The organism is Bradyrhizobium sp., assembly GCF_016213215.1.
Lineage (GTDB): Bacteria > Pseudomonadota > Alphaproteobacteria > Rhizobiales > Xanthobacteraceae > Bradyrhizobium.
The window spans coordinates 20732-43348 of sequence record NZ_JACRAW010000129.1 but is presented as its reverse complement, the minus strand read 5'-3'; the positions used below and the strand labels follow the sequence as shown (position 1 = coordinate 43348).

20 protein-coding genes and 2 pseudogenes are annotated in these 22617 nt (G+C 64.4%); 8 read left to right on the top strand and 14 right to left on the bottom strand.

Annotation, left to right across the window (positions count from 1 at the left end; translation table 11 throughout):
• A pseudogene (locus tag HY852_RS21385) lies at window positions 1-1039 on the bottom strand (signal recognition particle protein); the annotation flags it as partial.
• Window positions 1040-1318: 279 nt separating this feature from the next.
• On the opposite strand from HY852_RS21385, the gene HY852_RS21380 reads away from it, so the two are divergent.
• The gene (locus HY852_RS21380; protein WP_291606878.1) at window positions 1319-2317 is read left to right on the top strand and encodes an MBL fold metallo-hydrolase; all 999 of its coding nucleotides are present in this window, start codon (window positions 1319-1321) and stop codon (window positions 2315-2317) included.
• Window positions 2318-2325: 8 nt separating this feature from the next.
• Here HY852_RS21380 and HY852_RS21375 read toward each other — a convergent pair whose 3' ends face one another.
• Together HY852_RS21375 and HY852_RS21370 are read right to left on the bottom strand one after the other, a co-directional pair.
• Entirely contained in the window at window positions 2326-3066 is a 741-nt protein-coding gene (locus HY852_RS21375; protein WP_291606877.1) for an SIMPL domain-containing protein, read from the bottom strand.
• Window positions 3063-3863 (bottom strand): GyrI-like domain-containing protein, encoded by an 801-nt coding sequence (locus HY852_RS21370; RefSeq protein ID WP_291606876.1) that lies wholly within the window; start codon window positions 3861-3863, stop codon window positions 3063-3065. The genes HY852_RS21375 and HY852_RS21370 overlap by 4 nt, the downstream gene beginning before the upstream one ends.
• Window positions 3864-4048: 185 nt before the next feature.
• On the opposite strand from HY852_RS21370, the gene dapF reads away from it, so the two are divergent.
• Window positions 4049-4924 (top strand): diaminopimelate epimerase, encoded by an 876-nt coding sequence (gene dapF, locus HY852_RS21365; RefSeq protein WP_291606875.1) that lies wholly within the window; start codon window positions 4049-4051, stop codon window positions 4922-4924.
• A complete protein-coding gene (gene mtaB, locus HY852_RS21360) occupies window positions 4924-6177 on the top strand; it encodes a tRNA (N(6)-L-threonylcarbamoyladenosine(37)-C(2))-methylthiotransferase MtaB (protein ID WP_291606874.1) in 1254 nt (417 codons plus the stop codon). Before dapF ends, mtaB begins: the two co-directional genes overlap by 1 nt.
• Window positions 6178-6217: 40 nt before the next feature.
• Here the strand turns inward: mtaB and HY852_RS21355 are convergent, their stop codons facing one another.
• Together HY852_RS21355 and HY852_RS21350 are read right to left on the bottom strand one after the other, a co-directional pair.
• A complete protein-coding gene (locus HY852_RS21355; RefSeq protein WP_291606873.1) occupies window positions 6218-7342 on the bottom strand; it encodes a DUF2336 domain-containing protein in 1125 nt (374 codons plus the stop codon).
• A 133-nt stretch (window positions 7343-7475) separates the two neighbouring features.
• Window positions 7476-8177, bottom strand: coding sequence for an RluA family pseudouridine synthase (locus HY852_RS21350; RefSeq protein ID WP_291606872.1), 702 nt, complete (start codon window positions 8175-8177; stop codon window positions 7476-7478).
• Between the two features lie 62 nt (window positions 8178-8239).
• Here HY852_RS21350 and ftsY point away from each other — a divergent pair, with 62 nt between their 5' ends.
• Window positions 8240-9187, top strand: a complete 948-nt coding sequence (ftsY, locus tag HY852_RS21345; protein WP_291606871.1) for a signal recognition particle-docking protein FtsY — start codon at window positions 8240-8242, stop codon at window positions 9185-9187.
• On the top strand, window positions 9188-9790 hold the full coding sequence (locus HY852_RS21340) for a septation protein A (RefSeq protein ID WP_291606870.1): 603 nt from the start codon (window positions 9188-9190) through the stop codon (window positions 9788-9790). It abuts the gene before it with no gap.
• A 10-nt stretch (window positions 9791-9800) separates the two neighbouring features.
• On the opposite strand, the gene HY852_RS21335 is transcribed toward HY852_RS21340, so the two are convergent.
• The 5 genes from HY852_RS21335 to ccmA all read right to left on the bottom strand — a co-directional run bounded on the left by HY852_RS21335 (window position 9801) and on the right by ccmA (window position 12673).
• Complete coding sequence (locus tag HY852_RS21335; protein ID WP_291606869.1) at window positions 9801-10400, bottom strand: DsbE family thiol:disulfide interchange protein; 600 nt, start codon at window positions 10398-10400, stop codon at window positions 9801-9803.
• Window positions 10397-10576, bottom strand: a complete 180-nt coding sequence (gene ccmD, locus HY852_RS21330) for a heme exporter protein CcmD (RefSeq protein ID WP_291606868.1) — start codon at window positions 10574-10576, stop codon at window positions 10397-10399. Before ccmD ends, HY852_RS21335 begins: the two co-directional genes overlap by 4 nt.
• Before the next feature lie 4 nt (window positions 10577-10580).
• Window positions 10581-11312 carry a heme ABC transporter permease gene (locus HY852_RS21325; RefSeq protein WP_291606881.1) on the bottom strand — a complete coding sequence of 244 codons (732 nt, stop codon included), beginning with the start codon at window positions 11310-11312 and terminating at the stop codon, window positions 10581-10583.
• A 93-nt stretch (window positions 11313-11405) separates the two neighbouring features.
• Entirely contained in the window at window positions 11406-12074 is a 669-nt protein-coding gene (gene ccmB / locus HY852_RS21320) for a heme exporter protein CcmB (protein ID WP_291606866.1), read from the bottom strand.
• Window positions 12071-12673: a heme ABC exporter ATP-binding protein CcmA gene (gene ccmA / locus HY852_RS21315; RefSeq protein ID WP_291606865.1), complete on the bottom strand. Its 603-nt coding sequence runs from the start codon at window positions 12671-12673 to the stop codon at window positions 12071-12073. Before ccmA ends, ccmB begins: the two co-directional genes overlap by 4 nt.
• Before the next feature lie 227 nt (window positions 12674-12900).
• Here ccmA and acnA point away from each other — a divergent pair.
• The 3 genes and pseudogenes from acnA to HY852_RS21300 all read left to right on the top strand — a co-directional run bounded on the left by acnA (window position 12901) and on the right by HY852_RS21300 (window position 17469).
• Window positions 12901-15621: pseudogene (acnA, locus tag HY852_RS21310) on the top strand (aconitate hydratase AcnA).
• 243 nt (window positions 15622-15864) lie between these two features.
• Window positions 15865-16626: a thioredoxin family protein gene (locus HY852_RS21305; protein ID WP_291606880.1), complete on the top strand. Its 762-nt coding sequence runs from the start codon at window positions 15865-15867 to the stop codon at window positions 16624-16626.
• 471 nt (window positions 16627-17097) lie between these two features.
• Window positions 17098-17469 (top strand): DUF2794 domain-containing protein, encoded by a 372-nt coding sequence (locus tag HY852_RS21300; protein ID WP_291606864.1) that lies wholly within the window; start codon window positions 17098-17100, stop codon window positions 17467-17469.
• A gap of 69 nt (window positions 17470-17538) precedes the next feature.
• Here HY852_RS21300 and HY852_RS21295 read toward each other — a convergent pair whose 3' ends face one another.
• From HY852_RS21295 to HY852_RS21280, 4 genes are all read right to left on the bottom strand, one after another.
• Window positions 17539-18078 (bottom strand): GNAT family N-acetyltransferase, encoded by a 540-nt coding sequence (locus HY852_RS21295; RefSeq protein ID WP_291606863.1) that lies wholly within the window; start codon window positions 18076-18078, stop codon window positions 17539-17541.
• Window positions 18079-18239: 161 nt separating this feature from the next.
• Window positions 18240-19034 (bottom strand): Bax inhibitor-1/YccA family protein, encoded by a 795-nt coding sequence (locus tag HY852_RS21290; protein WP_291606862.1) that lies wholly within the window; start codon window positions 19032-19034, stop codon window positions 18240-18242.
• 270 nt (window positions 19035-19304) lie between these two features.
• The gene (locus HY852_RS21285) at window positions 19305-21875 is read right to left on the bottom strand and encodes an FtsX-like permease family protein (RefSeq protein WP_291606861.1); all 2571 of its coding nucleotides are present in this window, start codon (window positions 21873-21875) and stop codon (window positions 19305-19307) included.
• Window positions 21872-22591 carry an ABC transporter ATP-binding protein gene (locus tag HY852_RS21280; protein WP_291606860.1) on the bottom strand — a complete coding sequence of 240 codons (720 nt, stop codon included), beginning with the start codon at window positions 22589-22591 and terminating at the stop codon, window positions 21872-21874. Before HY852_RS21280 ends, HY852_RS21285 begins: the two co-directional genes overlap by 4 nt.
• Window positions 22592-22617: the final 26 nt, after the last annotated feature.

Genomic DNA, 22617 nt, shown 5'->3' with positions numbered 1-22617 from the left:
TGATGCCGCCCATGCTCGCCATCTGCGACAGCTGCTCGCGCATGTCGTTGAGGTCGAACTGACCCTTGCGCATCCGCTCGGCCGTGCGTGCGGCCTTTTCGGCGTCGATGTTGGCGGCGGCCTTCTCGACCAGCGACACCAAGTCGCCCATGCCAAGGATGCGGACGGCAATGCGGCTTGGGTGAAAATCTTCCAGCTAATCGGTCTTTTCGCCGGTGCCGATCAACTTGATCGGCTTGCCGGTCACTGCGCGCATCGACAGTGCCGCGCCGCCGCGGCCGTCGCCGTCGACGCGGGTCAAGACGATGCCGGTCAGTCCAACCCGCTGGTCGAAGGAGCGGGCGAGGTTGACGGCATCCTGGCCGGTCAACGCGTCGGCGACCAGCAGCACCTCGTGTGGATTGGCGGCGGCTTTGATCGCGGCTGCCTCCGCCATCATCTCTTCGTCGAGGGTGGTGCGGCCGGCGGTGTCGAGCAGCACGACGTCATAGCCGCCGAGCTTGCCAGCCTCCATCGCGCGCTTGGCGATCTGCGTCGGCTGCTGGCCGGCCACGATCGGCAACGTCGAGATGTCGAGATCGCGCCCGAGCACGGCCAATTGCTCCATCGCCGCCGGGCGGTAGACGTCGAGCGAGGCCATCAGCACCTTGCGCTTGTCGCGCTGGGTGAGACGCCGGGCGAGCTTGGCCGTGGTGGTGGTCTTGCCGGAACCTTGAAGGCCGACCATCATGATCGGCACCGGCGGCACGGCATTGAGGTCGATGGTCTGGCCGTCCGCACCCAGCGTGTTGACCAGCTCGTCGTGGACAATCTTGACCACCATCTGGCCGGGGGTGACCGACTTGACGACGGTGGCGCCGATCGCCTGCTCGCGCACCCGTTCGATGAAGCTGCGCACGACGTCGAGCGAAACGTCGGCCTCGAGCAGCGCGCGACGCACCTCGCGCATCGCGGCGTCGACGTCCTTTTCGGTGAGCGCACCGCGGCCCGTCAGCCGATCGAGGATGCCACCAAGCTTTTCCGACAGATTGTCGAACAATGCCGTTGTCCTGTTACTGCCTCTGCCTTCGAGTAAGGAAAAGGCTATTCCAAACACTTTCGCGCCCGAGGGCGCACAGCGCTGTCGGGCGTTGACCTCCGGCCTCATGGACCGGTCGGCGGATCGAAAAGAAAGCCTTTCCGAGAAGTGTCCGGCCTTAAACCCTTGCAAGGCCGAAAAGTCAAGGAAATCCGCCGGAGTACGGGTCTCTCGCGCCGAGATTTGACCGGCGGGCGGGACTTGCCGAAACGGGCATTTTCAGGCCAATCGGGCGTTGAAATGACCCGCCGCCACCACAAGCGCTATTCAGGCCCGCCGTCCGATCATTTCGACGGGCGCAGGTTCTTCGATCATCTCGACGGGATGCCGCCGAAATCGTTCCGCGAGGTACTGCGCTGGCAGTTCGACGGGAACCGAAGGCGGGCGGTCTGGCCCACCTGGGCGCCCAGTCCACATCTAGACCAGCCGCCGCCGCGGGTTGACGGTGGTAGGGTACGGCTGTCGTTCGTGGGCCATGTCAGCTGGCTCATCCAAACCGCCGGGCTCAACATCCTGGTCGATCCCGTCTGGTCGATGCGGGCCTCTCCGGTGTCGTGGTTCGGCCCGAAACGCTGCAACGATCCCGGCATCCCCTTTGAGGCGTTGCCCGACATCGACATCGTGCTGGTCTCGCACGGCCATTACGATCATCTCGATGCCGCGACGCTGTCCAGACTCGCCGCCCGCTTCGCGCCGCGCGTGATTACCCCGCTCGGCAATGACGTTGCGATGCGCCGGGCCGATCGGGCCATCAAGGCCGAGACCTTCGACTGGCACGACCGCGTCGAGCTCGGCAACGGAGTTGCGGTGCATCTGGTTCCGACGCGGCACTGGTCGGCGCGCGGCCTGTTCGACCGCAATGCGGCACTGTGGGCGAGCTTCGTCCTGGAGACGGAAGCGGGTAAGATCTACATCGTCTGCGATTCCGGCTATGGCGAAGGCAAGCATTTCCGGAGTATTGGCGAAGCCCACGGCCCGCTGCGGCTGGCGATCCTGCCCATCGGGGCCTACGAGCCGCGCTGGTTCATGCAGGACCAGCACATGGACCCGTCGGAGGCGGTGAAGGCGCTGCTCGATTGCGGCGCGGAGACCGCCATTGCCCATCATCACGGCACTTTCCAGCTTACGGACGAAGCCATCGACGCGCCGCTGATTGCGCTGGGCGAGGCGCTGGATGAAGCGGGTATCCCGCGCGAGCGCTTTGTCGCCTTGATGCCCGGGCAGGTGGTGGAGATTTAGGCGCGCCTTCACTGCGAAGATTGCGCGGCCTTGATCGCCCAGGACACATGCACCGTGACGGACAGCGTCTCTTCGCCGCTTGCGACCGGCACGCTTGCGGCCATGGACGCTGCGCCCATCGCCTTGCCGGCGCGGAACAGCGGAACCGCTCCGCCGCCCTCCGAAATGCTCAACGGGGCGCCGAGGGTCACGCCGGCGGCCCCGGCGTAGATCTCGGCCTTGCGGCGCGCATCCGCCAGCGCTTTCTGGCGTGCCTCGTCCAGCACCTTGGAAGCCTCTGTCACCATGAAAATGATGTTGCCGATGTCGTTGGCACCGGCGCCGACCAGGGTGTCGATCACGGTTGCTACCTTGGTCACGTCACGGATCTTGACGGTGACACGGTTGCTGGCGCGAAAGCCCACAATGGGAGAGGCGCCCGTTCCAGAAGGGCTCATTCGGCTCACACCATACTGCGGCTGCAGCGACAGGCGCGAGGTCTGATAGTCCTTCTCGTCGATTCCCGCGCCTTTCAGGGCCAGCAGCACTTTGCCCATCGCCGCATTGTTGGCTTCGGAAGCTTCGCGCGCAGTCTTGGAGTCGGAGACGACCCCGGCATCCACTTGCGCGCGATCCGGCGGCACCGAGACGGTCGCTTCGCCGGCAACCGTAATCGCGGGTGGAAAATCATTATCGGCGAGCGCGGGCGAAGTCGTCAGCAGCACAGCAGCGACGACCCGGAAGGTGGCGTACTTCTTGATCCTTGTCATTTCAGCGGCACAAAAACGTTGATCACGAGCTTGTCTTCGGCGGTCTTGAGCGGATCGGTCAGGTATTCCTCGATGAACGTATCCTTGGCCTCAAGCTTCTTCTCGTCGAGGTGGTTGGTGATCGCCTCGTAGGTGTTGTCCATGTTGTCGTAGGAGCCGCGGTGAACGAACTTGAGCGCCTTGCCTTCGGGCGATTTGCCGATGCTCATGTCCTTGGCGAGGTTCTTCGGGTCCTGCTCGATCGGGATCTCTGCAAGATAGGTAAAGCCGGTATCGTCGGTCGAGGTATAGACGATCATTGGATTGCCGCTCGGCTTGATGCCCTGCTTGTCGAGCAGCGTGCTGAGCGCCTTGAAGGAATCGATCAGGGCATCGAACGCCGAATCCCAGTTGGCGTTTCCCTTGGCGATCAGTACCTTCTTCGCCTCGAGCGTAACCTCCTGGCCGAAAGGATCGGCGGTTTGTACCGGTGCGGGCGTCGTGGGCGGGGTCTGCGCGCTAGCCGGTGGGGTCGCGGGCGCGGGTGAGGCGCTTGTCGTAGGGGTGGGCGTTGCTGACGGCGCGGGCGATGGGCTGGCCGAAGCTGCCGGGGCGGGTGTTGCCGCTGGCGCCGGCCCGGGGCTGGCGGAAGCCGCGGGAGCGGGCGATGGGCTGGAGGCGGCTGGAGCCGGGGTCGGACTGGCCGAGGCCGCTGGGTTCGGTGCCGGCGATTGAGCCAGCGACGGAGCCAGATTGAGCCACAGCGCCGCTGCCGGGAGCAGGGCGGCGGAGGCGAGACGGAAGAAAAGGCGGTTCATCTTGCTTTCTCCAGGGCCGTGGCCAACGCCGTGTCGCGCACCCCGGCTGCGCCGGCGAAGGCGGTCCGTATCTAACACGCCGGCCCCGCTGTCGTCCCATGACAGATGCGTCATGGGACCAGGCCCAATTGACTGGCCAATCCGCCAACATTCGCCATATAAGGCAGGCGAAATCGGGACATTTCATGAGCGCGCTCGCCAACCACGCATTCGCCAAGATGAACGGCATCGGCAACGAGATCGTCGTCGTCGACATGCGCGATTCCGCAGGCATCGTCACGCCGGAGGATGCGCGTGCGGTGGCCTCGGCCAAGGGCGTACCCTATGACCAGCTGATGGTGCTGCACAAGCCGCGCCTGGAAGGTACCGAAGCGTTCATCCGGATCTACAACAATGACGGCTCGGAGGCGGGCGCCTGCGGCAACGGCATGCGCTGCGTGGTGCGCCGCCTGTTCGAGACGACCGGCCAGCGAGCGGCTACCTTCGAGACCAGGGCCGGGCTTCTGAATTGCTGGCAAGGGCCGGCGCCCGATCTCTTCACCGTCGACATGGGCGTGCCGAAATTCGCCTGGCAGGACATTCCGCTCGCCGAAGAGTTTCGCGACACGCGCTACATCGAGCTGCAGATCGGGCCGATCGACAATCCGATCCTGCATTCGCCGTCGGTCGTCAGCATGGGAAACCCGCACGCGATCTTCTGGGTCGACGATGACGTCAATGCCTATGATCTCGGTCGCTTCGGGCCGCTGCTCGAGAACCATCCGATCTTTCCGGAGCGCGCCAATATCACGCTCGCCCATATCGTCGATCGCGACCACATCACGATCCGCACCTGGGAACGCGGCGCCGGGTTGACCAGGGCCTGCGGTTCGGCGGCCTGTGCGACCGCGGTTTCGGCGGCCCGGCTCAAGCGCGCCAATCGCACGGTACAGATCACGCTGCCCGGCGGCGATCTCACGATCGAGTGGCGCGCCAGCGACGACCACGTGCTGATGACCGGGACGGCTACGTTCGAGTTCGAGGGCCGCTTCGATCCGGCGCTGTTCGCGTCCGTGGCGTGATGAGCGTCGAGGTCGTCACCTTCGGCTGCCGCCTCAATGCCTTCGAAGCCGAGGTCATCCGGCGCGAAGCGGAAAGCGCCGGGCTTGCCGACACCATCGTCGTCAACAGCTGCGCCGTTACCAACGAGGCGGTCGCCCAAGTGCGCCAGTCGATCCGCAAGCTCAAGCGCGAGCGACCTTCGGCGCGCATCGTCGTCACCGGCTGCGCGGCGCAGACGCAGGCGGAGATGTTTGCCGACATGGTCGAGGTCGATCGCGTCGTCGGCAATGACGACAAGATGCGCGGACAGGCTTGGCACGAGGCACGCACCGCATTAGACGCCGGCTCGCAGGAGAAGATCGCGGTCGGCGACATCATGGCTGTAAAGGGGATGGCGCCGCATCTTGTCGACGGCTTCGCAGCCGGCCTGCCGCGGGTCTTCGTGCAGGTGCAGAACGGCTGCGACCATCGCTGCACCTTCTGCATCATTCCTTTCGGGCGCGGCAATTCGCGTTCGGTACCGATGGCCGCGGTAGTCGAACAGATCCGTTCGCTGGTCGAGCGGGGACATGCCGAAATCGTGCTGACGGGCGTGGACCTCACCAGCTATGGCGCCGACCTGCCCGGCGCGCCGAAGCTCGGCATGCTGACCAGGCAGATCCTGCGTCATGTGCCCGAGCTAAAGCGGCTCCGGATCTCTTCGATCGATTCGATCGAAGCAGATGGCGATCTGCTCGATGTGATCGCGCAGGACGAGCGGCTGATGCCGCACCTGCATCTGTCGCTGCAGTCCGGCGACGATTTGATCCTCAAGCGCATGAAGCGGCGGCATTCCCGCAACCAAGCGATCGCGTTCTGCGCTCACCTCAAGCGCCTGCGGCCGGACATCGCGTTAGGCGCTGACATCATCGCAGGCTTTCCGACCGAGACCGAGGAGATGTTTTCGCGTTCGCTGGATCTGGTCGACGAATGCGATCTCACCTTCCTGCACGTGTTCCCCTATTCCCCGCGTCCCGGCACACCGGCGGCACGAATGCCGCAGGTCCGGACCTCCGTCGTCAAGGAGCGCGCCAGGCGCCTGCGCGAGGCGGGTGAAGCGGCGCTACGGCGTAGGCTTCGGGCTGAAATGGGTGCAACGCGCGCGGTGCTGATCGAAAATGCGAGCGCCGGGCGCACCGAGCACTTCCTGCCTGTTGTCGTCTGTGGCGGAAGGCCAGGCACGATCCAGCCACTTGAGATCAAGGGCGATGATGGCGCGCGCCTGCTGGCCTAGAGCCGGCGTCGTCCTGCATCGCCGCTGCTCAATCGGCACTTCAATGCATCGTCAGGGAGTTCGAGCGAACCTGCCAGAATCTGAGGGTGCGCTGCGCGTTCTCGATCGCCAGTTTTGCAAACTGGCTCTTTGCCTTCGCGAAGTCGGCCGGTTTCATCGATCCGGTCGCATACCGGCTCTCCAGCACGGCGCTCGTCGTTTCCCAGCTGAGTTGCGCCGCCCGGCAGGCGACGAGCAGGCCATCATCGCGGAGGCTCTGCATCAGCGGACGAATGACCTCGACCGCGGAATCCGACAGCAGCGCCAGGGCGACGACGGTTTCCTGATATTTCCGTTGCATCGCGAACTCGAACAGCGCGGTTTCGTCGAGCCGGCCGGCTTCCCTCAGTTCTGCAATGGCGCGCTTGGCCGCCGTGAAGTCGCGCACGACCGACATTTCCCGGCCGACGCCCGCCGCGACCGCGGCGATGGCGTTCTGGATTTCCTCGAACAAGTGAGGCGGAGCGCGGGACAGGAGGCGAGTTCGCACGGCCTCGGTCGCATGGCGCAATAACTGACGCCGGAGTTCGGAGGGCAGATCGACCCGGATGCCGGTTTCGACGGCCAGTTCGGGATCAGCTTCCGCCTGCCCGACCAGAATCGCAAATCCGCTCGCGGAAACCCGTGCACCGGGATTGGCCACGATCCGACGGGCGACGCTGGGATAGCGACGCGCCAACAGTGCATCGGTGACGACCTCCTGCAGCCACCAGCGGCCCGAGATCGCCAGTAGATGCTGCTCGCTTTTCGTTGTCGCGATCTTGATCAGGTCCTCCTCGGTGAGGCGAGCGGATTCCTGCAAGACAGGGCCGGCAATGCGGATCTCGTTGTTGTTGGCAAGCCGGCGAATGACGGAAGGCGGCGCCTGGGGGATGGGCGCGAGCTGCACGCTGATCTCGGCAAGCGCAATGCGCGCGCTCACGTCGGCGATCGACCGCAGCTCGATCGTCTTGATCAGCCGCTCGAGCACATCGTCGAACAGCTCGATCTGGGTGTTGTTGAAACCGCCGGCGGATGCAAGGAACAGGTCGGTGATACGTTTGGCCGTTTCCAGCCGCTTCTCGTCCGAGCCAAGCCTTATCGCGGCTTCGACCTCATCGATAATCGTTTGCTCAGCCTTCGGCATGAAGCATTGCTCGTCCTGAGCTTCCAATTCGGGGGGCTTGTCCTAAGCATTCGCATCTGTACCGACCAAGCCTGAACGTTCCGTAAAATTCGGCTAAATTGCCGGATATGCTCGATGGCGCAAAAAAGGGCGGCTATTCGTCACGCCATCCGCAGGCGCGGAGCCGCTGGTGCATATGGGAGGGCGCCGGCGCCACTACGCGCACCGGCTCCTTGTTCCTTGACATCGGAATCACGATCTCGCGCGAATGCAGGTGCAGCCGTGGCTCGCCGAAACGCGGCCCGCTGCCATAAATATTGTCACCGACAATCGGCCAGCCCATTGCCGCCGCATGCACCCGCAATTGATGCGTGCGCCCGGTGACCGGTTCCATGGCGAGCCAGGTGAGATCCTCGCCCCGTCCCAGCACCTTCCAATGGGTGACGGCAGGTTGCCCCTCCGGATCCGGTTTTTGCCACCAGCCGCGCTCGGCATTGCGGCGGCCGAGCGGCAAATCGATCGTGCCTTCGTCTTCGGTGGGGCCACCCTCGACCACGGCCCAGTAGGTCTTGCCGATCCTGCCATGCTTGAACAAAAGGCCGAGCGAAGCCGTTGCCTTGCGATGACGGCCAAGCACGAGGCAGCCCGAGGTGTCCCTGTCCAGCCGGTGTGCGAGCACCGGCGGGCGCGGCAGGCCAAATCGCAAGGCGTCGAAGGACGCTTCCAGGTTGGTGCCGCCTTTTGGCCCCCGATGCACCGGCAGGCCAGCCGGCTTGTCGATCACCAGCATCAGTCCGTCGCGGTGAAGGACGCGGGCCTGAATTTCTTCCGCTGTCAGTTCGGGAACATCGACCACTCTAGGGGACTCTATTGCCAAGACTTTCGTTTGCAGGCGGGAACGGCTAACACACCCTCATCATGAACGACACCACTTCCGAAGCCCCCAAAATGAGCTGGTGGCGCCGCCTTTCCAGCGGGCTGAAGCGTACGTCTACCTCGCTGGGTGCGGCTGTTGCCGATCTGGTGACCAAGCGCAAGCTCGACAGCGCCATGCTCGAGGATATCGAGGATGTGCTGCTGAGGGCCGACCTCGGAACCGAGGTTGCCGCGCGGATCGCAGAAGCTGTCGGAGCCGGCCGCTATGACAAGGCGATTTCGGCTGACGAGGTGAAGAACGTCGTCGCCAGCGAAGTCGAGATGGTGCTTGGTCCGGTGGCAAAGCCGCTCGAGATCGACGCGGCGAGAAAACCGTTCGTAATTCTGGTGGTCGGCGTCAACGGCTCCGGCAAGACCACGACCATCGGCAAGCTGGCGGCGAGATTTACCGCGGAGGGCCGCAAGGTCATGCTGGCCGCGGGCGATACCTTCCGCGCGGCCGCGATCGAGCAGCTCAAGGTCTGGGGCGAGCGCACCAGGGTGCCGGTGATAGCCGGCGCGCAGGGCTCCGACTCGGCGAGCCTTGCCTTTAATGCGCTGACCGCGGCCAGGGAGCAGGGCACGGACGTGCTTCTGATCGACACCGCGGGCCGGCTGCAGAACAAGGCCGAGCTGATGAACGAACTTGAAAAGGTCGTCCGCGTGATCCGCAAGGTCGACGTCTCGGCCCCGCATTCGGTGTTGCTCGTGCTCGACGCCACGGTGGGACAAAATGCTCTGTCGCAGGTCGAGGCCTTTCACCGTATCGCCGGCGTTACAGGGCTTGTCATGACCAAGCTCGACGGCACGGCGCGCGGCGGCATTCTGGTGGCGCTCGCCGAGAAGCACAAACTGCCGGTACATTTCATCGGGGTTGGCGAAACTATCGACGATCTCGCACCCTTCACGGCGCGCGATTTCGCGCGGGCGATTGCCGGAATCGAGGGCTAGATGGACAAGACCCAGCCGCATCCCCTGTTCAAGCTGGCAACCGAGCTCGGGCCGCTCATCGTGTTCTTCGCCGCGAACGCGAAGTTTCAGCTCTTCGTTGCGACAGGTGCCTTCATGGTCGCGATCGTCGTGGCGATCATCGCATCCTACGTGGTGACGCGCCATGTGCCGATCATGGCGCTGGTCACCGCCGCTATCGTTTTGGTGTTCGGCACGCTGACCCTGGTACTGCACGACGAGACCTTCATCAAGGTCAAGCCGACTATCATCTACGGCCTGTTCGCGGCGGTGCTCGGCGGCGGCCTGCTGTTCGGCCGTTCCTTCATCGCCATCCTGTTCGACCAGGTGTTCAACCTGACGCCGAAGGGCTGGCGCATCCTGACCTTCCGCTGGGCACTGTTCTTCCTCGGCATGGCGATCCTGAACGAGATCATCTGGCGCACGCAGAGCACCGATTTCTGGGTCGCCTTCAAGGCGTTCGGGGTGATCCCGCTGACCATGGGCTTTGCCATCGCCCAGATGCCGCTGACCAGGCGCTATCATCTCGAGCCGGTGTCGCTCGAAGCCAGCGAGGCCGAAGCAGGAGACGTGCGTAAGGGCTAAAGCTGCCCGGTCAGCTTCCCGCCTTCAGTGCCTTCTCGATCTCGGGCATGAGCACGCCCGGGATATTCTCCCGCGTGACCGGGCCGACCAGCTTGTAGACGATCGTGCCCTCGCGCCCGACAACGAAGGTCTCGGGAACGCCGTAGACGCCCCACTCGATCGAAGCGCGGCCGTTGCCGTCGACGCCGACGCGACTGAACGGGTTGCCGTAGCGGCCGAGGAAGCGCCGCGCATTGTCGGGCGCGTCCTTGTAGTTGATGCCGATGATCTGCAGCCGCGTGTCTTTGGCGAGTTCGGTGAGCAGAGGCGCCTCGTCGTGGCAGGGTATGCACCAGGACGCCCAGACATTGACCAGGCTGACCTTGCCCTTGAAGGCAACCGGATCGAGGCCCGGCACCTGCGCCCCTTTCTCGATCAGCCCTTCCAGTGGCGGCAGCGCGGTTTGCGGCGCCGGGCGGCCGATCAGGGCGGAGGGAATTCGCGAGGGGTCGCCGCTGCCGAGTCGAACCCAGAACAGCACCGCGACGGCGAGGAACGCGAACAGCGGCAGGGCCACCAGAAAGGTGCGGCGCGGTGCCGGCGCGGTGGAAGAGGGCGACTGCTCGCTCATTTGAAATCCGTTGCGCTGCGTCCCGAGCGGCGGGCGACCCCGCCTTCTTCCAGTTGGCGCAGCCGACGTTTCTGGCTGCCGTAGTCGATCGCGACCCATGCGATCAGGACTGCAATGACCACGGCCGCCGAAAGGTACGACGTGACGATGAAGGATGCGTAGGGACCGAGTGACATGTGATTACGCCGCCTGCCGGCTTGCCTGCATCATCTGCAGGGAGCGTACGCGACGACGCAGGATTTCGTTGCGCATCGCCGCCAGATGCAGGGTCAGGAACAACAATGTGAAGCCGATTGCCATGACGAGCAGCGGGATCAGGAAGGAGCGGTCGAGCGTCGAGCCGCCCATTCGCACAACCGAGGCCGGCTGGTGCAGCGTGTTCCACCAGTCCACGGAGAATTTGATGATCGGCAGGTTGATCGCCCCGACCAGCGTCAGCACGGCCGCGGCCCGCGCGGCGCGGGAAGGATCTTCGACGGCGCGCCACAGCGCGATCAGGCCGAGATACATCAGGAACAGGATCAGCACCGAGGTCAGGCGTGCATCCCACTCCCAATAGGTGCCCCACATCGGCCGGCCCCAGAGCGAGCCCGTGACAAGGGCAAGGAACGTGAACGCGGCGCCGATCGGGGCGGCGGCCTTTGCGGCGACGTCGGCGAGCGGATGACGCCATACCAGCGTGCCGAGGGACGCAAGGCTCATTACCCCCCAGACGAACATCGACAGCCAGGCATTCGGAACGTGGATGAACATGATCTTCACGGTGGCGCCCTGCTGGTAATCGTCGGGCGCAAGCGCAGCCTGATAAAGCCCGATCGCGAGCAGGATGACGGTGGCACCCGCCAGCCATGGCAGGACGCGCGCGGTCAGCGCGAGGAATCGCGTCGGGTTGGCGAGGTCGATCAGCGTCATGGTGCCCTGATTAAGCATTGGTGGCCGCCGTAGGCAATCAGCACACAAGGAGGCGCCAAAAGTTGATCCGAATCAAGGCTGGGGCGCGATGGGCTAATCGAGGCCATGCCGAAGGCTCGCTGCGGCTGCCAAGGGTCCGATCACGAAACTGACCAGCGATAGTGCGCACAGGATCGAGAACGGTGCGCCGAAGGAAAGCGGTCCGGTAATCGCGGCCTGCGAGGCCGCAACTCCGAAGATCAGCACCGGTATCGACAACGGCAGCACCAAAACCGCCATCAGGAGTCCGCCACGGTGCAGCGTCACGGCGAGCGCGGCGCCGATCATGCCGGTGAAGGTCAGCGCCGGGGTACCGGCCAACAGGGTCAAGGCCACGGCCGCGGTCGCGAGCATGTCGAGATTGAGCAAGAGGCCGAGCACGGGGGTTGCCACGATCAAGGGCACCCCGGCGGCAAGCCAGTGCGCCAGCGCCTTGGCGGCGCAGGCCAGTTCCAGCGGAGTCCGGCTCATGGTGATCAGGTCCAGCGAGCCGTCTTCCTGGTCGGCCATGAACAGCCGGTCCAGCGTGAGCAGGCTGGCCAGCAGTGCGCCCAGCCACAGGATGGCCGGCCCGAGCCGGGTCAAAAGTGCAAGGTCGGGGCCGACCGCGAACGGCATCAGGACCACGACGGTGAGGAAGAACAGGACGCCGATCAGCGCTCCGCCTCCTACCCGCAGCGCGATGCGGATATCCCGGCGAATCAGTGCGGCAAGCGCGCTCACGCGATCCCCCCGATCCGCAGCTCCCGCGATTCGATGCCGAGTGGGGCGTGGGTGGCGGCGATGATCAGGCCGCCGCTGGCGAGGTGATCCCGCATCAAGCGGGCGAACATGTCCTGGCCGGCGGTATCAAGTGCGGTGGTCGGCTCGTCCAGGAGCCAGACCGGCCGTCGCACCGTCAGCAATCGCGCGACCGACAAGCGGCGTCGCTGCCCGGCGGACAGGAATGCCGCGGGCAGGTGGGTGGCGTGGTCGAGCCCTACCGCGGAAAGACCCTCCGAGGCGTCGAACCGCTCGCCGCCCAGAAAGCCGGCCCAGAATGACAGGTTCTCCCCAACGCTCAGCGCCGGTTTCAGGGCGTCGCGATGGCCGAGATAATGGCATTGTTCCGCAAGGGTCATCTCCGCCTCGCCGCCCTCGAGCTCGATGGAGCCGCCGGCCGGCACAAGAAGCCCCGCGATCAGCCGAAGCAGCGAGGTCTTGCCCGACCCGTTGCGGCCGGTCACGGCAAGGGCTTCGCCGGAAACAGCCTCGAAATTGAGCCCGGCAAAGACCGCGCGGCCGCCCCGAACACAGTTGATTCCACGTCCTGAGAGCCGCATCTCGCCTCGTTCGAAAGCCCTCAAGAAAGCTGGGGGTAGCGCATCAGAATTTGTGGGTTGCACGTTGCTGCAGCACGATGGTCGGTGTGGCGGTGCCGTTAGAAAACTTCTATAAGCCCGGAACTTGATGCAGCACTCGCTCCTCCGCTGCAAGCGATCAAGCTGGATTCGCTGAAGGTGTTAAAATACCCGCCCCCGGGTATCACTGACAATTGGGATTTCCTCACATGACCTCGCTCGACAGCTTCAAATGCCGCAAGACCCTCAAGGTGGGTGGCAAGAACTATGTCTATTACAGCCTGCCCGCCGCCGAGAAGAACGGTCTGAAAGGGATTTCCAAGCTTCCCTATTCGATGAAGGTCCTGCTGGAGAACCTGCTGCGGAATGAAGACGGCCGCTCGGTGACCAAGGAAGACATCGTTGCGGTTTCGAAGTGGCTGCGCAAGCGCTCGCTCGAGCACGAAATCGCGTTTCGCCCGGCGCGCGTCCTGATGCAGGACTTCACCGGCGTGCCGGCGGTGGTCGATCTCGCCGCGATGCGCAACGCCATGCAGAAGCTCGGCGGGAATGCGGAGAAGATCAATCCGCTGGTGCCTGTCGATCTCGTCATCGACCACTCGGTGATCGTGAACTTCTTCGGCGACAACAAGGCTTTCGCCAAGAACGTGGCCGAGGAATACAAGCAGAATCAGGAACGCTACGAGTTCCTGAAGTGGGGCCAGAAGGCGTTCTCGAACTTCTCGGTGGTGCCGCCCGGCACCGGCATCTGCCACCAGGTCAATCTGGAATATCTCGCCCAGACGGTCTGGACCAGGAAGCAGAAGATGACGGTCGGCAAGAAGACCGGCACCTTCGAGGTTGCGTACCCGGATTCGCTCGTCGGTACCGACTCCCACACCACCATGGTCAACGGTCTCGCCGTGCTCGGTTGGGGCGTCGGCGGCATCGAGGCGGAAGCCTGCATGCTTGGCCAGCCGCTGTCGATGCTGCTGCCGAACGTGGTCGGCTTCAAGCTCAAGGGCGCGCTCAAGGAAGGCGTCACCGCCACCGACCTCGTGCTGACGGTGACGCAGATGCTGCGCAAGCTCGGCGTCGTCGGCAAGTTCGTCGAGTTCTTCGGGCCCGGCCTTGACCACCTCTCGGTGGCCGACAAGGCGACGATTGCCAACATGGCTCCTGAATACGGCGCGACGTGCGGCTTCTTCCCGGTCGACGCCGCCACCATCGACTATCTGAAGACCTCGGGTCGTGCATCGGCGCGCGTGGCACTGGTTGCCGCCTATGCCAAGGCACAGGGCCTGTTCCGCACCGCGAAGTCGCCGGACCCGGTTTTCACCGAGACCCTCGCGCTCGATCTCGGCGACGTGGTGCCGTCGATGGCCGGACCGAAGCGTCCCGAAGGTCGCATCGCGTTGCCGGCGGTGTCCGAAGGCTTTTCCACCGCCCTCGCCAGCGAATACAAGAAGGGCGACGACGCGGCCACGCGCTATCCGGTTGACGGCAAGAACTTCGATCTCGGTCAGGGCGACGTCGTGATCGCAGCGATCACCTCCTGCACCAACACCTCCAATCCGAGCGTGTTGATCGGGGCCGGCCTGCTGGCACGCAATGCCGTCGCCAAGGGGCTTAGGGCCAAGCCGTGGGTGAAGACCTCGCTGGCGCCGGGAAGCCAGGTGGTCGCGGAATATCTTGCCAATTCCGGCCTGCAGAAGGATCTCGACAAGATCGGCTTCAACCTGGTCGGCTTTGGCTGCACCACCTGCATCGGCAATTCCGGTCCGCTGCCGGAAGAGATCTCGAAAACCATCAACGACAACGGCATCGTTGCCGCCGCCGTGCTGTCCGGCAATCGCAATTTCGAGGGCCGCGTAAGCCCGGACGTCCAGGCGAACTATCTCGCCTCGCCGCCGCTCGTCGTCGCCTACGCGCTCGCGGGCTAGGTGACGAAGAATCTCGCCACCGATCCGATCGGCGAAGGCAAGGACGGCAAGCCGGTCTACCTGAAGGACATCTGGCCGACGACGAAGGAGGTCAACGCCTTCATGAAGAAGTTCGTGACGGCCTCGATCTTCAAGAAGCGGTACGCCGACGTGTTCAAGGGCGACACCAACTGGCGCAAGATCAAGACAGTCGAGAGCGAGACATACCGCTGGAACATGAGCTCGACCTACGTGCAGAACCCGCCCTATTTCGACGGCATGAAGAAGGAGCCGGAGCCGGTCACCGACATCGTCGATGCACGGGTGCTGGCCCTGTTCGGCGACAAGATAACCACCGACCACATCTCGCCGGCCGGCTCGATCAAGCTGACCTCGCCCGCGGGCAAGTATCTCAGCGAGCACCAGGTGCGACCCGCCGACTTCAACCAGTACGGCACGCGGCGCGGCAATCATGAGGTGATGATGCGTGGCACCTTCGCCAACATCCGCATCAAGAACTTCATGCTCAAGGGCGCCGACGGCAACATTCCGGAAGGCGGCTATACCAAGCACTGGCCGGACGGCGAGCAGATGTCGATCTACGATGCCGCCATGAAGTACCAGGCCGAAGGCGTGCCGCTGGTGGTGTTCGCCGGCGCTGAATACGGCAACGGGTCCTCGCGCGACTGGGCGGCCAAGGGCACCCGCCTTCTTGGCGTGCGCGCGGTGGTCTGCCAGAGCTTCGAACGCATCCATCGCTCCAATCTGGTCGGCATGGGAGTGCTGCCGTTGACCTTCGAAGAGGGCACATCGTGGCAGTCGCTCGGGCTGACGGGCAACGAGACGGTGACGATCCGCGGCTTGCAGGGCGATCTGAAGCCGCGCCAGAAGCTGACGGCCGAGATCGTCTCCTCCGACGGCTCGCTGCAGCGCGTGCCGCTGCTCTGCCGTATCGATACGCTCGACGAGCTCGACTACTACCGCAACGGCGGCATCCTGCACTACGTCCTGCGCAAGCTCGCGGCCTGACCGCGCATTTGTGATCGATCCCTCACTGCGAAGTGAGTGGCAGGTACAGCGAAGGCGGCCTATCAAAGGCCGCCTTCGCCTTTACGGGCATGATTTGCAGCACGCGGTCCGGCGGAGATCTACAGTGCGAGTGCACGTAATGCTGCGTCGCGTCCGTAGGAATACGGACCATCGATCGGATGACTGGACCAACGGCAAAGGTTGCTACGACAAGAGTGGCAGTGTGCGGCATTCAACATGACCATGACAAGGATGACGGCCTATAGTCTGGTTTCGCGGTTTTCAGGTGCGCTCGGCATCTGCGCGATCATCGCCATCATTCGTCCGGCCCATGCCGATCCGCGCGCCGTGGTGGAGCTGTTCACCTCGCAAGGCTGCTCGTCCTGCCCGCCCGCCGACAAGATCATCGGCGAGCTTGCCAACGATCCCACCATCATCGCCATGAGCATGCCGATCGATTATTGGGATTATCTCGGCTGGAAGGACACGCTGGCGGATTCGCGTTTCACGGCGCGGCAGCGTGCCTATTCCCGGATGCGGGGCGATCGTGACGTCTACACCCCGCAGGCCGTCGTCAACGGCTCCGTGCATGTGATCGGCAGCGATCGCGCAGGCATCGAAACTGCGATCGGCAACACCGCCAAGCACGAGGGCGTCATGTCGGTGCCGGTCTCGATGTCGCTCTCCGGCAAGCAGATCAACGTCTCGGTCGCACAGAGCAAGGTCCCGGCCGCTTCGCATGGCGAAGTGTGGATCTGCTCGGTATCGAAGGCGGTGCCGATCTCGATCAGCCGCGGCGAGAATCGCGGCCAGCAGATCATCTACCACAACGTGGTCCGCAACCTGCTGAAGGTGGGCGACTGGGACGGCACGCAGGCGAGCTGGAGCGTGCCGCTCGAAAACCTGATTCGTGAAGGTGTCGACGGTGCGGTCGTCTATGTCCAGGACGGCAGCCGCGACAAGCCGGGGCCGATGCTGGGCGCCGCCTATACGTCGTTGCACTGATCCTACGAGTACTATCCCGCCGGTTCGGACCCGCACCCGCTCTCAATCCTCAAGGTCAGAGGAGAGAGCTCCAGCGCAAACAGCTCACACAAAAAAAGGACCAACTCTCGTTGGCCCTCGCTTTGGGATTTGCTCCCGTGCGACAGGCCCGATCCTGACGACCCCGGGGGGCTGGGGGCTGAGGAATCCGGAACCGAAAGGACCGGGCCAACGCACACGTTCTTTTTCACAATTCAGGGCGGCGGGCGGTTGGCGGAAGTGAGGCGGTATTATGATTCCTGCTAACGATCCCGTGACGGCATGTCGCAGGTTAACCTTTAAGGCTCCTTGCGCCCCGCGCCAGTTCGGCGGCGCCATACCTGGAGCTCCCCTTGCGGTCGCCCCGAGTTGGCGCAATCATGCAGTTGTCATGATGCGAGGATGGACGCGGTTCCGTCTACGTATCGTGCTCGACGCGACAGGAGGCGCTCCATGAGTTTGACGTCGGAGGATGCCGATCCAAGCGAGCAGCGCGCAGTGGCACGCGGCGCCGCTGCGGGTTCCGTACCCAACCGGGTCACTTTCGACCGCTATGAGCTGAACCGCATTCTCAATCTCTACGGCCGCATGGTCGCGGACGGCGAATGGCGCGATTACTCGATCGATTTCCTGAAAGAGCGCGCCGTGTTTTCGGTCTTCCGCCGCTCCTCCGAAGTCCCCCTCTATCGCATCGAGAAAGATCCACGGCTTGCCCGCAAGCAGGGCATGTACAGTGTCATCTCGGCGACCGGGCTGATCCTGCGCCGCGGCCACGAGCTCGAGCGCGTGCTCCTGGTGATCGACCGCAAGCTCGCGGTGGTCTAGCGGCCTCCATTCGTCCCTGCCGCGGGGCGCGGCCGCGCATCGCTCCGAATAGCCTGGCGACAACTAGTCCTACCCGGAATCTGTCGTCGGCACCGTTGCGGAGCCTTCGCCGAGCGATCGCTGCATCATCACGGTGTCGAGCCAGCGACCAAACTTCAGACCGACATTGGGATGCGTGCCGATCAGCTTGAATCCGGTTTTGGCATGAACCGCTATTGATCCGGTATTGGCGGAGTCGCCGATCACGGCGATCATCTGTCGGAAGCCGCGCACCTCGCATTCGAGGATGAGGCGCTGCAGCAGCCGCAGGCCGATGCCGCGGCGTTGAATCGCCGGATCGAGATAGATTGAATTCTCCACCGTAAACCGGTAGGCGGGGCGCGGCCGATAGGGGCCGGCATAGGCATACCCCACCACGCGCCCGTTCAGCTCGGCAACGAAATAGGGATAAGCGCCCTGCATCAGCGCGTTGAAGCGCCGCGTCATCTCGGCAAGATCGGGCGGGATCAATTCGAAGGTCGCGGTGCCGTAACGCACCGCGTGTTCGTAGATGCCGGTGATGGCGGGAAGATCGGCCTCGGCGCTGGGCCTGATTTCGGGCACGGACATGTCGCCAGACTAGAGGCTTGTCACCCCGGCTGGAAGCCGAAGTTTCGGCATCGTCGGCGCAAGCCAGCAATCCCATGCGCGCCGAAGCTGGCCGTGACGCGAGACAAACAAAAGCCCCGGCGGTGAGGCCGGGGCTTCGGTTAGGTGCCGCCCTGAGGCGGTCAGTTATCGCGCTGACCGAGCAGCTGAAGCAGGAGCGTGAACAGGTTGATGAAGTTCAGGTACAGCGACAGTGCACCCATGATCGACGCACGTTCCGCCGTTTCACCGCCGGCCGAGGCATAGCCGTAGATGTAGTCGTTCTTCAGACGCTGGGTGTCCCAGGCGGTGAGGCCGGCGAAGACCAGCACACCGACGACCGACACGATGAACTGCAGCATCGAGCTGGCCAGGAACAGGTTCACCAGGCTCGCGATGATGATGCCCACGAGGCCCATGAACAGGAAGGAGCCCATCCCGGTCAGGTCACGCCGCGTGGTGTAGCCGTACAGGCTCAGCGCGCCGAAGGTGGCGGCGGTGATGAAGAACACCCGTACGATCGAGGTGTGCGTGTACACCAGGAAGATCGAGGACAGCGACACGCCCATCAGCGCCGAGAACACCCAGAACAGCAGCTGGGCGGTCGAGGGTGCCAGGCGGTTGATGCCGGCCGAGATCGCGAACACCATGACAAGCGGCGCCAGGATGAACAGCCACTTCAGCGGGCTCACGTACATCGCGTAGCCGAACGGCGTCAGGAAGGCGCTGCCGAACTTCGCGGCGGCACCCGACGGATCGGACGTTACCGCCGCCATATAGATGCCGAGCGCGGCAAAGCCGGTGATGGCCAGGCCAATGCTCATGTAGTTGTAGATGCGCAGCATGTAGGCGCGCAGACCGGCATCGACCGTCGCGGCGTCTATGCGCCCGGCGGCCCGGCCGAAGGGAGAGGCGTAGTTACGGTCTAGGTCCGACATGGTCGAATTCCCGTTGGTTGCCCGGTCCGGTACAAGGGTCTGCACCGCCGGCTCGTCTAGTTCAATCCCGGATACGTCAGCCTGCAGAGCATTAATTTTGCGTCATCAGGCGGGTATCCGAACCCACTGAGTATGTGGGAAATTAACACGGCTGCTGCAAGCGGAAACGCGCGGCTGAATGTCGCTCTGCGGTCTGGGGCCGGCCAACAGCCGCCTTTTGCCCGCGAAATGAGGGTTGTACCGATCATCGCAGCCACCCGCTTCAATTTGTCACAAATTGCGGAGCACGGTTGCGGGCTTCTGATTAAGCGCAAGCAGGGTCCCGGCGAGGCCCAGCCCGACGGTGACCAGAAGGGCCGCCAGCACCACGGCCGCCGAGCTTCCGGCCTGCCAGGCATAGGTCAGGGTCATCAGCTTCGTCACGATGAGCCAGGCCGCGACACTGCCGGCGATGACGCCAAAGACCGCGGTGGCGAGCCCGATCAGGAGATATTCAAGCGCATAGGCGCCGAGCAGCCTCAGCCGGGTAGCGCCCAGCGTCTTGAGGATCACGGCGTCATACACCCGGTGGCGGTGGCCCGCGGCGAGCGCCCCCCCCAGCACCAGGATGGCGGAGATCAGCGTGACTGCGCTGGCACCGCGGATTGCCGTCGCTAGATTAGTGACGACCGATCCCACGGTTTCCATCACCTCGCGGACCCGGACACTCGTCACCATCGGATAGGCATCCGCGACGTGCTTGATGATCCGGGCATCCTCCGCCGCGTCCGAATGGTTCTCCGTCAACGTCGCCACATGGGTGTGTGGGGCGCCTTTGAAAGCGTTGGGGGAGAACACCAGGACGAAATTGATGCCGAGCCCCTGCCAGTCGATGTTGCGCAGGTTGCCGATGCGCGCCGGGATGTCGCGGCCGAGGACGTTGACGACGACCTCGTCGCCGATCTTCAGCCTGAGGCCGTCGGCGATCTTCTTCTCCATCGAGACCAGTGGAGGCCCCTTGTAGTCGGCGCCCCACCACTCGCCCTCGACCACTGTGGATCCCTTCGGCAATTCGCCGGTATAGGTCAGGCCGCGGTCGCTCTGCAGGACCCATTCGGCATCGGTCGAAGGCTGCAGTTCCTCGGCCTTGACGCCGCGCGCGGCGACGATCCGGCCGCGCAGCATGGGCACGTCTTCGACCTTCGAGCCTGGCGCGATCTGCTGAAGATAGGAATCGAAGCGGCCGGCTTCCGCGCTCGGAATGTCGATGAAGTAGAACGAGGGAGCCCGCTCAGGCAGCGCGGCGAGAAACTGCTGCCGCAGATTTCCGTCGATCTGGGTGATGGTGACGAGAACCGCGAGGCCGAGACCCAGCGACAAGACCACCGAGGGCGTCAGGGCGCCCGGCCGATGAATGTTGGCGATTGCCAGCCGCAGCATCGGAAGGTTCGTGCGCGGCAACTGTCGCGCCAGCGCCATCAACGCTGCGGCGATGCCGCGCAATAACGCGAACACCAGGATGGAGGCGAGCACGAACACGATCGCGACGCGCTTGTCGTATGAAAGCCCGACCACGACGGCAACCAGGGACGCGATCACCGCGGCCATCAGCGCGAGATAGCGCCAGCGCGGCCGGTGCCATTCGGTACTCACGGCGTCGCGAAACAAGGCGGCCACAGGCACATCGTGCACCCGTCCGAGCGGCCACAGGCCGAAGGCCAGTGCGGTGAGGAGACCGTAGACGAAGGACAGGCCAAGCTCGTCCGGATGCACCGCCGGAACCACCGGGAGCGGCAACAACTTGCCAAACAGCCCGACGATGATGAAAGGCAGGGCGCCGCCCGCGGCAAGGCCGACCACGGAGCCGATCCCGGCCAGCAGGATGACCTGCGCAAGATAAATGCCGAACACGTCGCGCCCGGTGGCGCCGACCGCCTTGAACGCCGCGATCACCTCGATCCGGCGATCGATGTGGCTCTTGACCGCATTGGCGACGCCGACGCCGCCGACCAGGAGCGCGGCAAGTCCGACGAGGGTCAGGAACTGCGTGAATCGGTTGATGTTGCGTTCGAGCTGCGGGGAGGCATTGGCCCGGCTGCGCATCTCCCAGCCCGCGCGCGGCAGTGTGCTCCGGACCTCGTCGATGAACGTGGCGGTGGCGCGATTATGGTTGGCTCCATCGGGCAGCTTCACCCGATACGTCCAGCGCACCAGACTGCCGGGTTGCAGCAGGCCCGTGGCGCGCAATCCGGTGTCGCTGATCAGGAACCTGGGGCCTAAGCCGATACCGCCGGCAAGCTTGTCCGGCTCGCCCTGGAGCGCGCTGCGGATCCGGAAACTCGCATGACCGATGGTGACACTGTCTCCGGCCTTCAAACCGAGCCGCGCCAGCAGCGCCGGGTCGGCGGCCGCGCCGAAGGCGCCATCGCGGTGGCCGAGCAGTTGGTCGAGCGGCAGCTTCGGGTCCAAGATCAACTCGCCCATCATTGGATAGGCGTTGTCGACCGCCTTCATCTCCACCAGCGCCAGTTTGCCGTTATCCGTACGGGCCATGGCGCGCAAGGTCGCCGCAACGGATACGGCTCCGCGCGCGCGCAGGAATTCGACTTCCGCCGGTCCCGCTTCGCGCTGGAAAAGCGAGAAGGCGACGTCTCCGCCAAGCAGCGTGCGGCCCTCGCGCGCCAGCCCGTCGCTGAGGCTGGCCGCAACCGAGCCGACGCCGGCAATCGCCATGACGCCGAGCGCGATACAGGCGATGAAGACGTAGAAGCCGCGCAGCCCGCCGCGCAGTTCGCGCAGCGCGTAGCGCAATGACAGCGACGCCGCCCGACCGCGGCCGATCGGTTCGGCGGCAACGCTCATGGGTGCACTTTCTGTTCGATACGGCCCGAGCGCAGACGGATCACGCGGTCGCAGCGATGCGCGAGCGAAGAGTCGTGGGTCACCAGCACCAGCGTCATGCCGCGTTCGGCGTGCTTGGTGAAGATGAGATCGACGATCTGCTTGCCCGTTGCCTCGTCGAGATTGCCGGTAGGTTCGTCGGCAACCAGGATGGCCGGGTCTGGGGCCAGCGCGCGGGCCAGTGCGACTCGCTGCTGCTCGCCGCCCGAGAGTTGCGTCGGATAGTGGTGCAGGCGATCGCCGAGGCCGACTGAGGCGAGCTCCTGCGCGGCGCGTTTGGCGGCATCGGGACTGCCCGCGAGTTCCAGAGGCACCGCAACATTCTCCAGCGCCGTCATGGTGGGGATCAGATGGAACGATTGAAACACGATGCCGACCTGGCGGCCGCGGAAGCGCGCGAGCGCGTCCTCGTCGAGGGCATTGAAAGGCGTGCCGCCCACCACCACCTCTCCGCTGTCAGGACGCTCCAATCCCGCCATCACCATCAGCAGAGTGGACTTGCCTGAGCCTGAGGGGCCAATCAGGCCTACCGCTTCGCCCGCCGCGATGCGCAGGCTAATATCCTTCAGAATGTGGACGCGCGCCGCACCCGTGCCCAACGAGAGATTGACGTCCGAGATGGAAATGGTGTCCGGCGCAAGGCCGTTCAGAGCTGAGGGTTCGATACGACTGTCCATGATCCGGTCATATGGCACTTGGCAGA

Coding starts and splice junctions, on each gene's coding strand:
- HY852_RS21380 (WP_291606878.1), top strand. CDS start 1,319: ATGACCCGCCGCCACCACAAGCGCTATTCAGGCCCGCCGTCCGATCAT.
- HY852_RS21375 (WP_291606877.1), bottom strand. CDS start 3,066: ATGACAAGGATCAAGAAGTACGCCACCTTCCGGGTCGTCGCTGCTGTG.
- HY852_RS21370 (WP_291606876.1), bottom strand. CDS start 3,863: ATGAACCGCCTTTTCTTCCGTCTCGCCTCCGCCGCCCTGCTCCCGGCA.
- dapF (WP_291606875.1), top strand. CDS start 4,049: ATGAGCGCGCTCGCCAACCACGCATTCGCCAAGATGAACGGCATCGGC.
- mtaB (WP_291606874.1), top strand. CDS start 4,924: ATGAGCGTCGAGGTCGTCACCTTCGGCTGCCGCCTCAATGCCTTCGAA.
- HY852_RS21355 (WP_291606873.1), bottom strand. CDS start 7,342: ATGCCGAAGGCTGAGCAAACGATTATCGATGAGGTCGAAGCCGCGATA.
- ftsY (WP_291606871.1), top strand. CDS start 8,240: ATGAACGACACCACTTCCGAAGCCCCCAAAATGAGCTGGTGGCGCCGC.
- HY852_RS21340 (WP_291606870.1), top strand. CDS start 9,188: ATGGACAAGACCCAGCCGCATCCCCTGTTCAAGCTGGCAACCGAGCTC.
- HY852_RS21335 (WP_291606869.1), bottom strand. CDS start 10,400: ATGAGCGAGCAGTCGCCCTCTTCCACCGCGCCGGCACCGCGCCGCACC.
- ccmD (WP_291606868.1), bottom strand. CDS start 10,576: ATGTCACTCGGTCCCTACGCATCCTTCATCGTCACGTCGTACCTTTCG.
- HY852_RS21325 (WP_291606881.1), bottom strand. CDS start 11,312: ATGACGCTGATCGACCTCGCCAACCCGACGCGATTCCTCGCGCTGACC.
- ccmA (WP_291606865.1), bottom strand. CDS start 12,673: ATGCGGCTCTCAGGACGTGGAATCAACTGTGTTCGGGGCGGCCGCGCG.
- HY852_RS21305 (WP_291606880.1), top strand. CDS start 15,865: ATGACAAGGATGACGGCCTATAGTCTGGTTTCGCGGTTTTCAGGTGCG.
- HY852_RS21300 (WP_291606864.1), top strand. CDS start 17,098: ATGAGTTTGACGTCGGAGGATGCCGATCCAAGCGAGCAGCGCGCAGTG.
- HY852_RS21295 (WP_291606863.1), bottom strand. CDS start 18,078: ATGTCCGTGCCCGAAATCAGGCCCAGCGCCGAGGCCGATCTTCCCGCC.
- HY852_RS21290 (WP_291606862.1), bottom strand. CDS start 19,034: ATGTCGGACCTAGACCGTAACTACGCCTCTCCCTTCGGCCGGGCCGCC.
- HY852_RS21285 (WP_291606861.1), bottom strand. CDS start 21,875: ATGAGCGTTGCCGCCGAACCGATCGGCCGCGGTCGGGCGGCGTCGCTG.
- HY852_RS21280 (WP_291606860.1), bottom strand. CDS start 22,591: ATGGACAGTCGTATCGAACCCTCAGCTCTGAACGGCCTTGCGCCGGAC.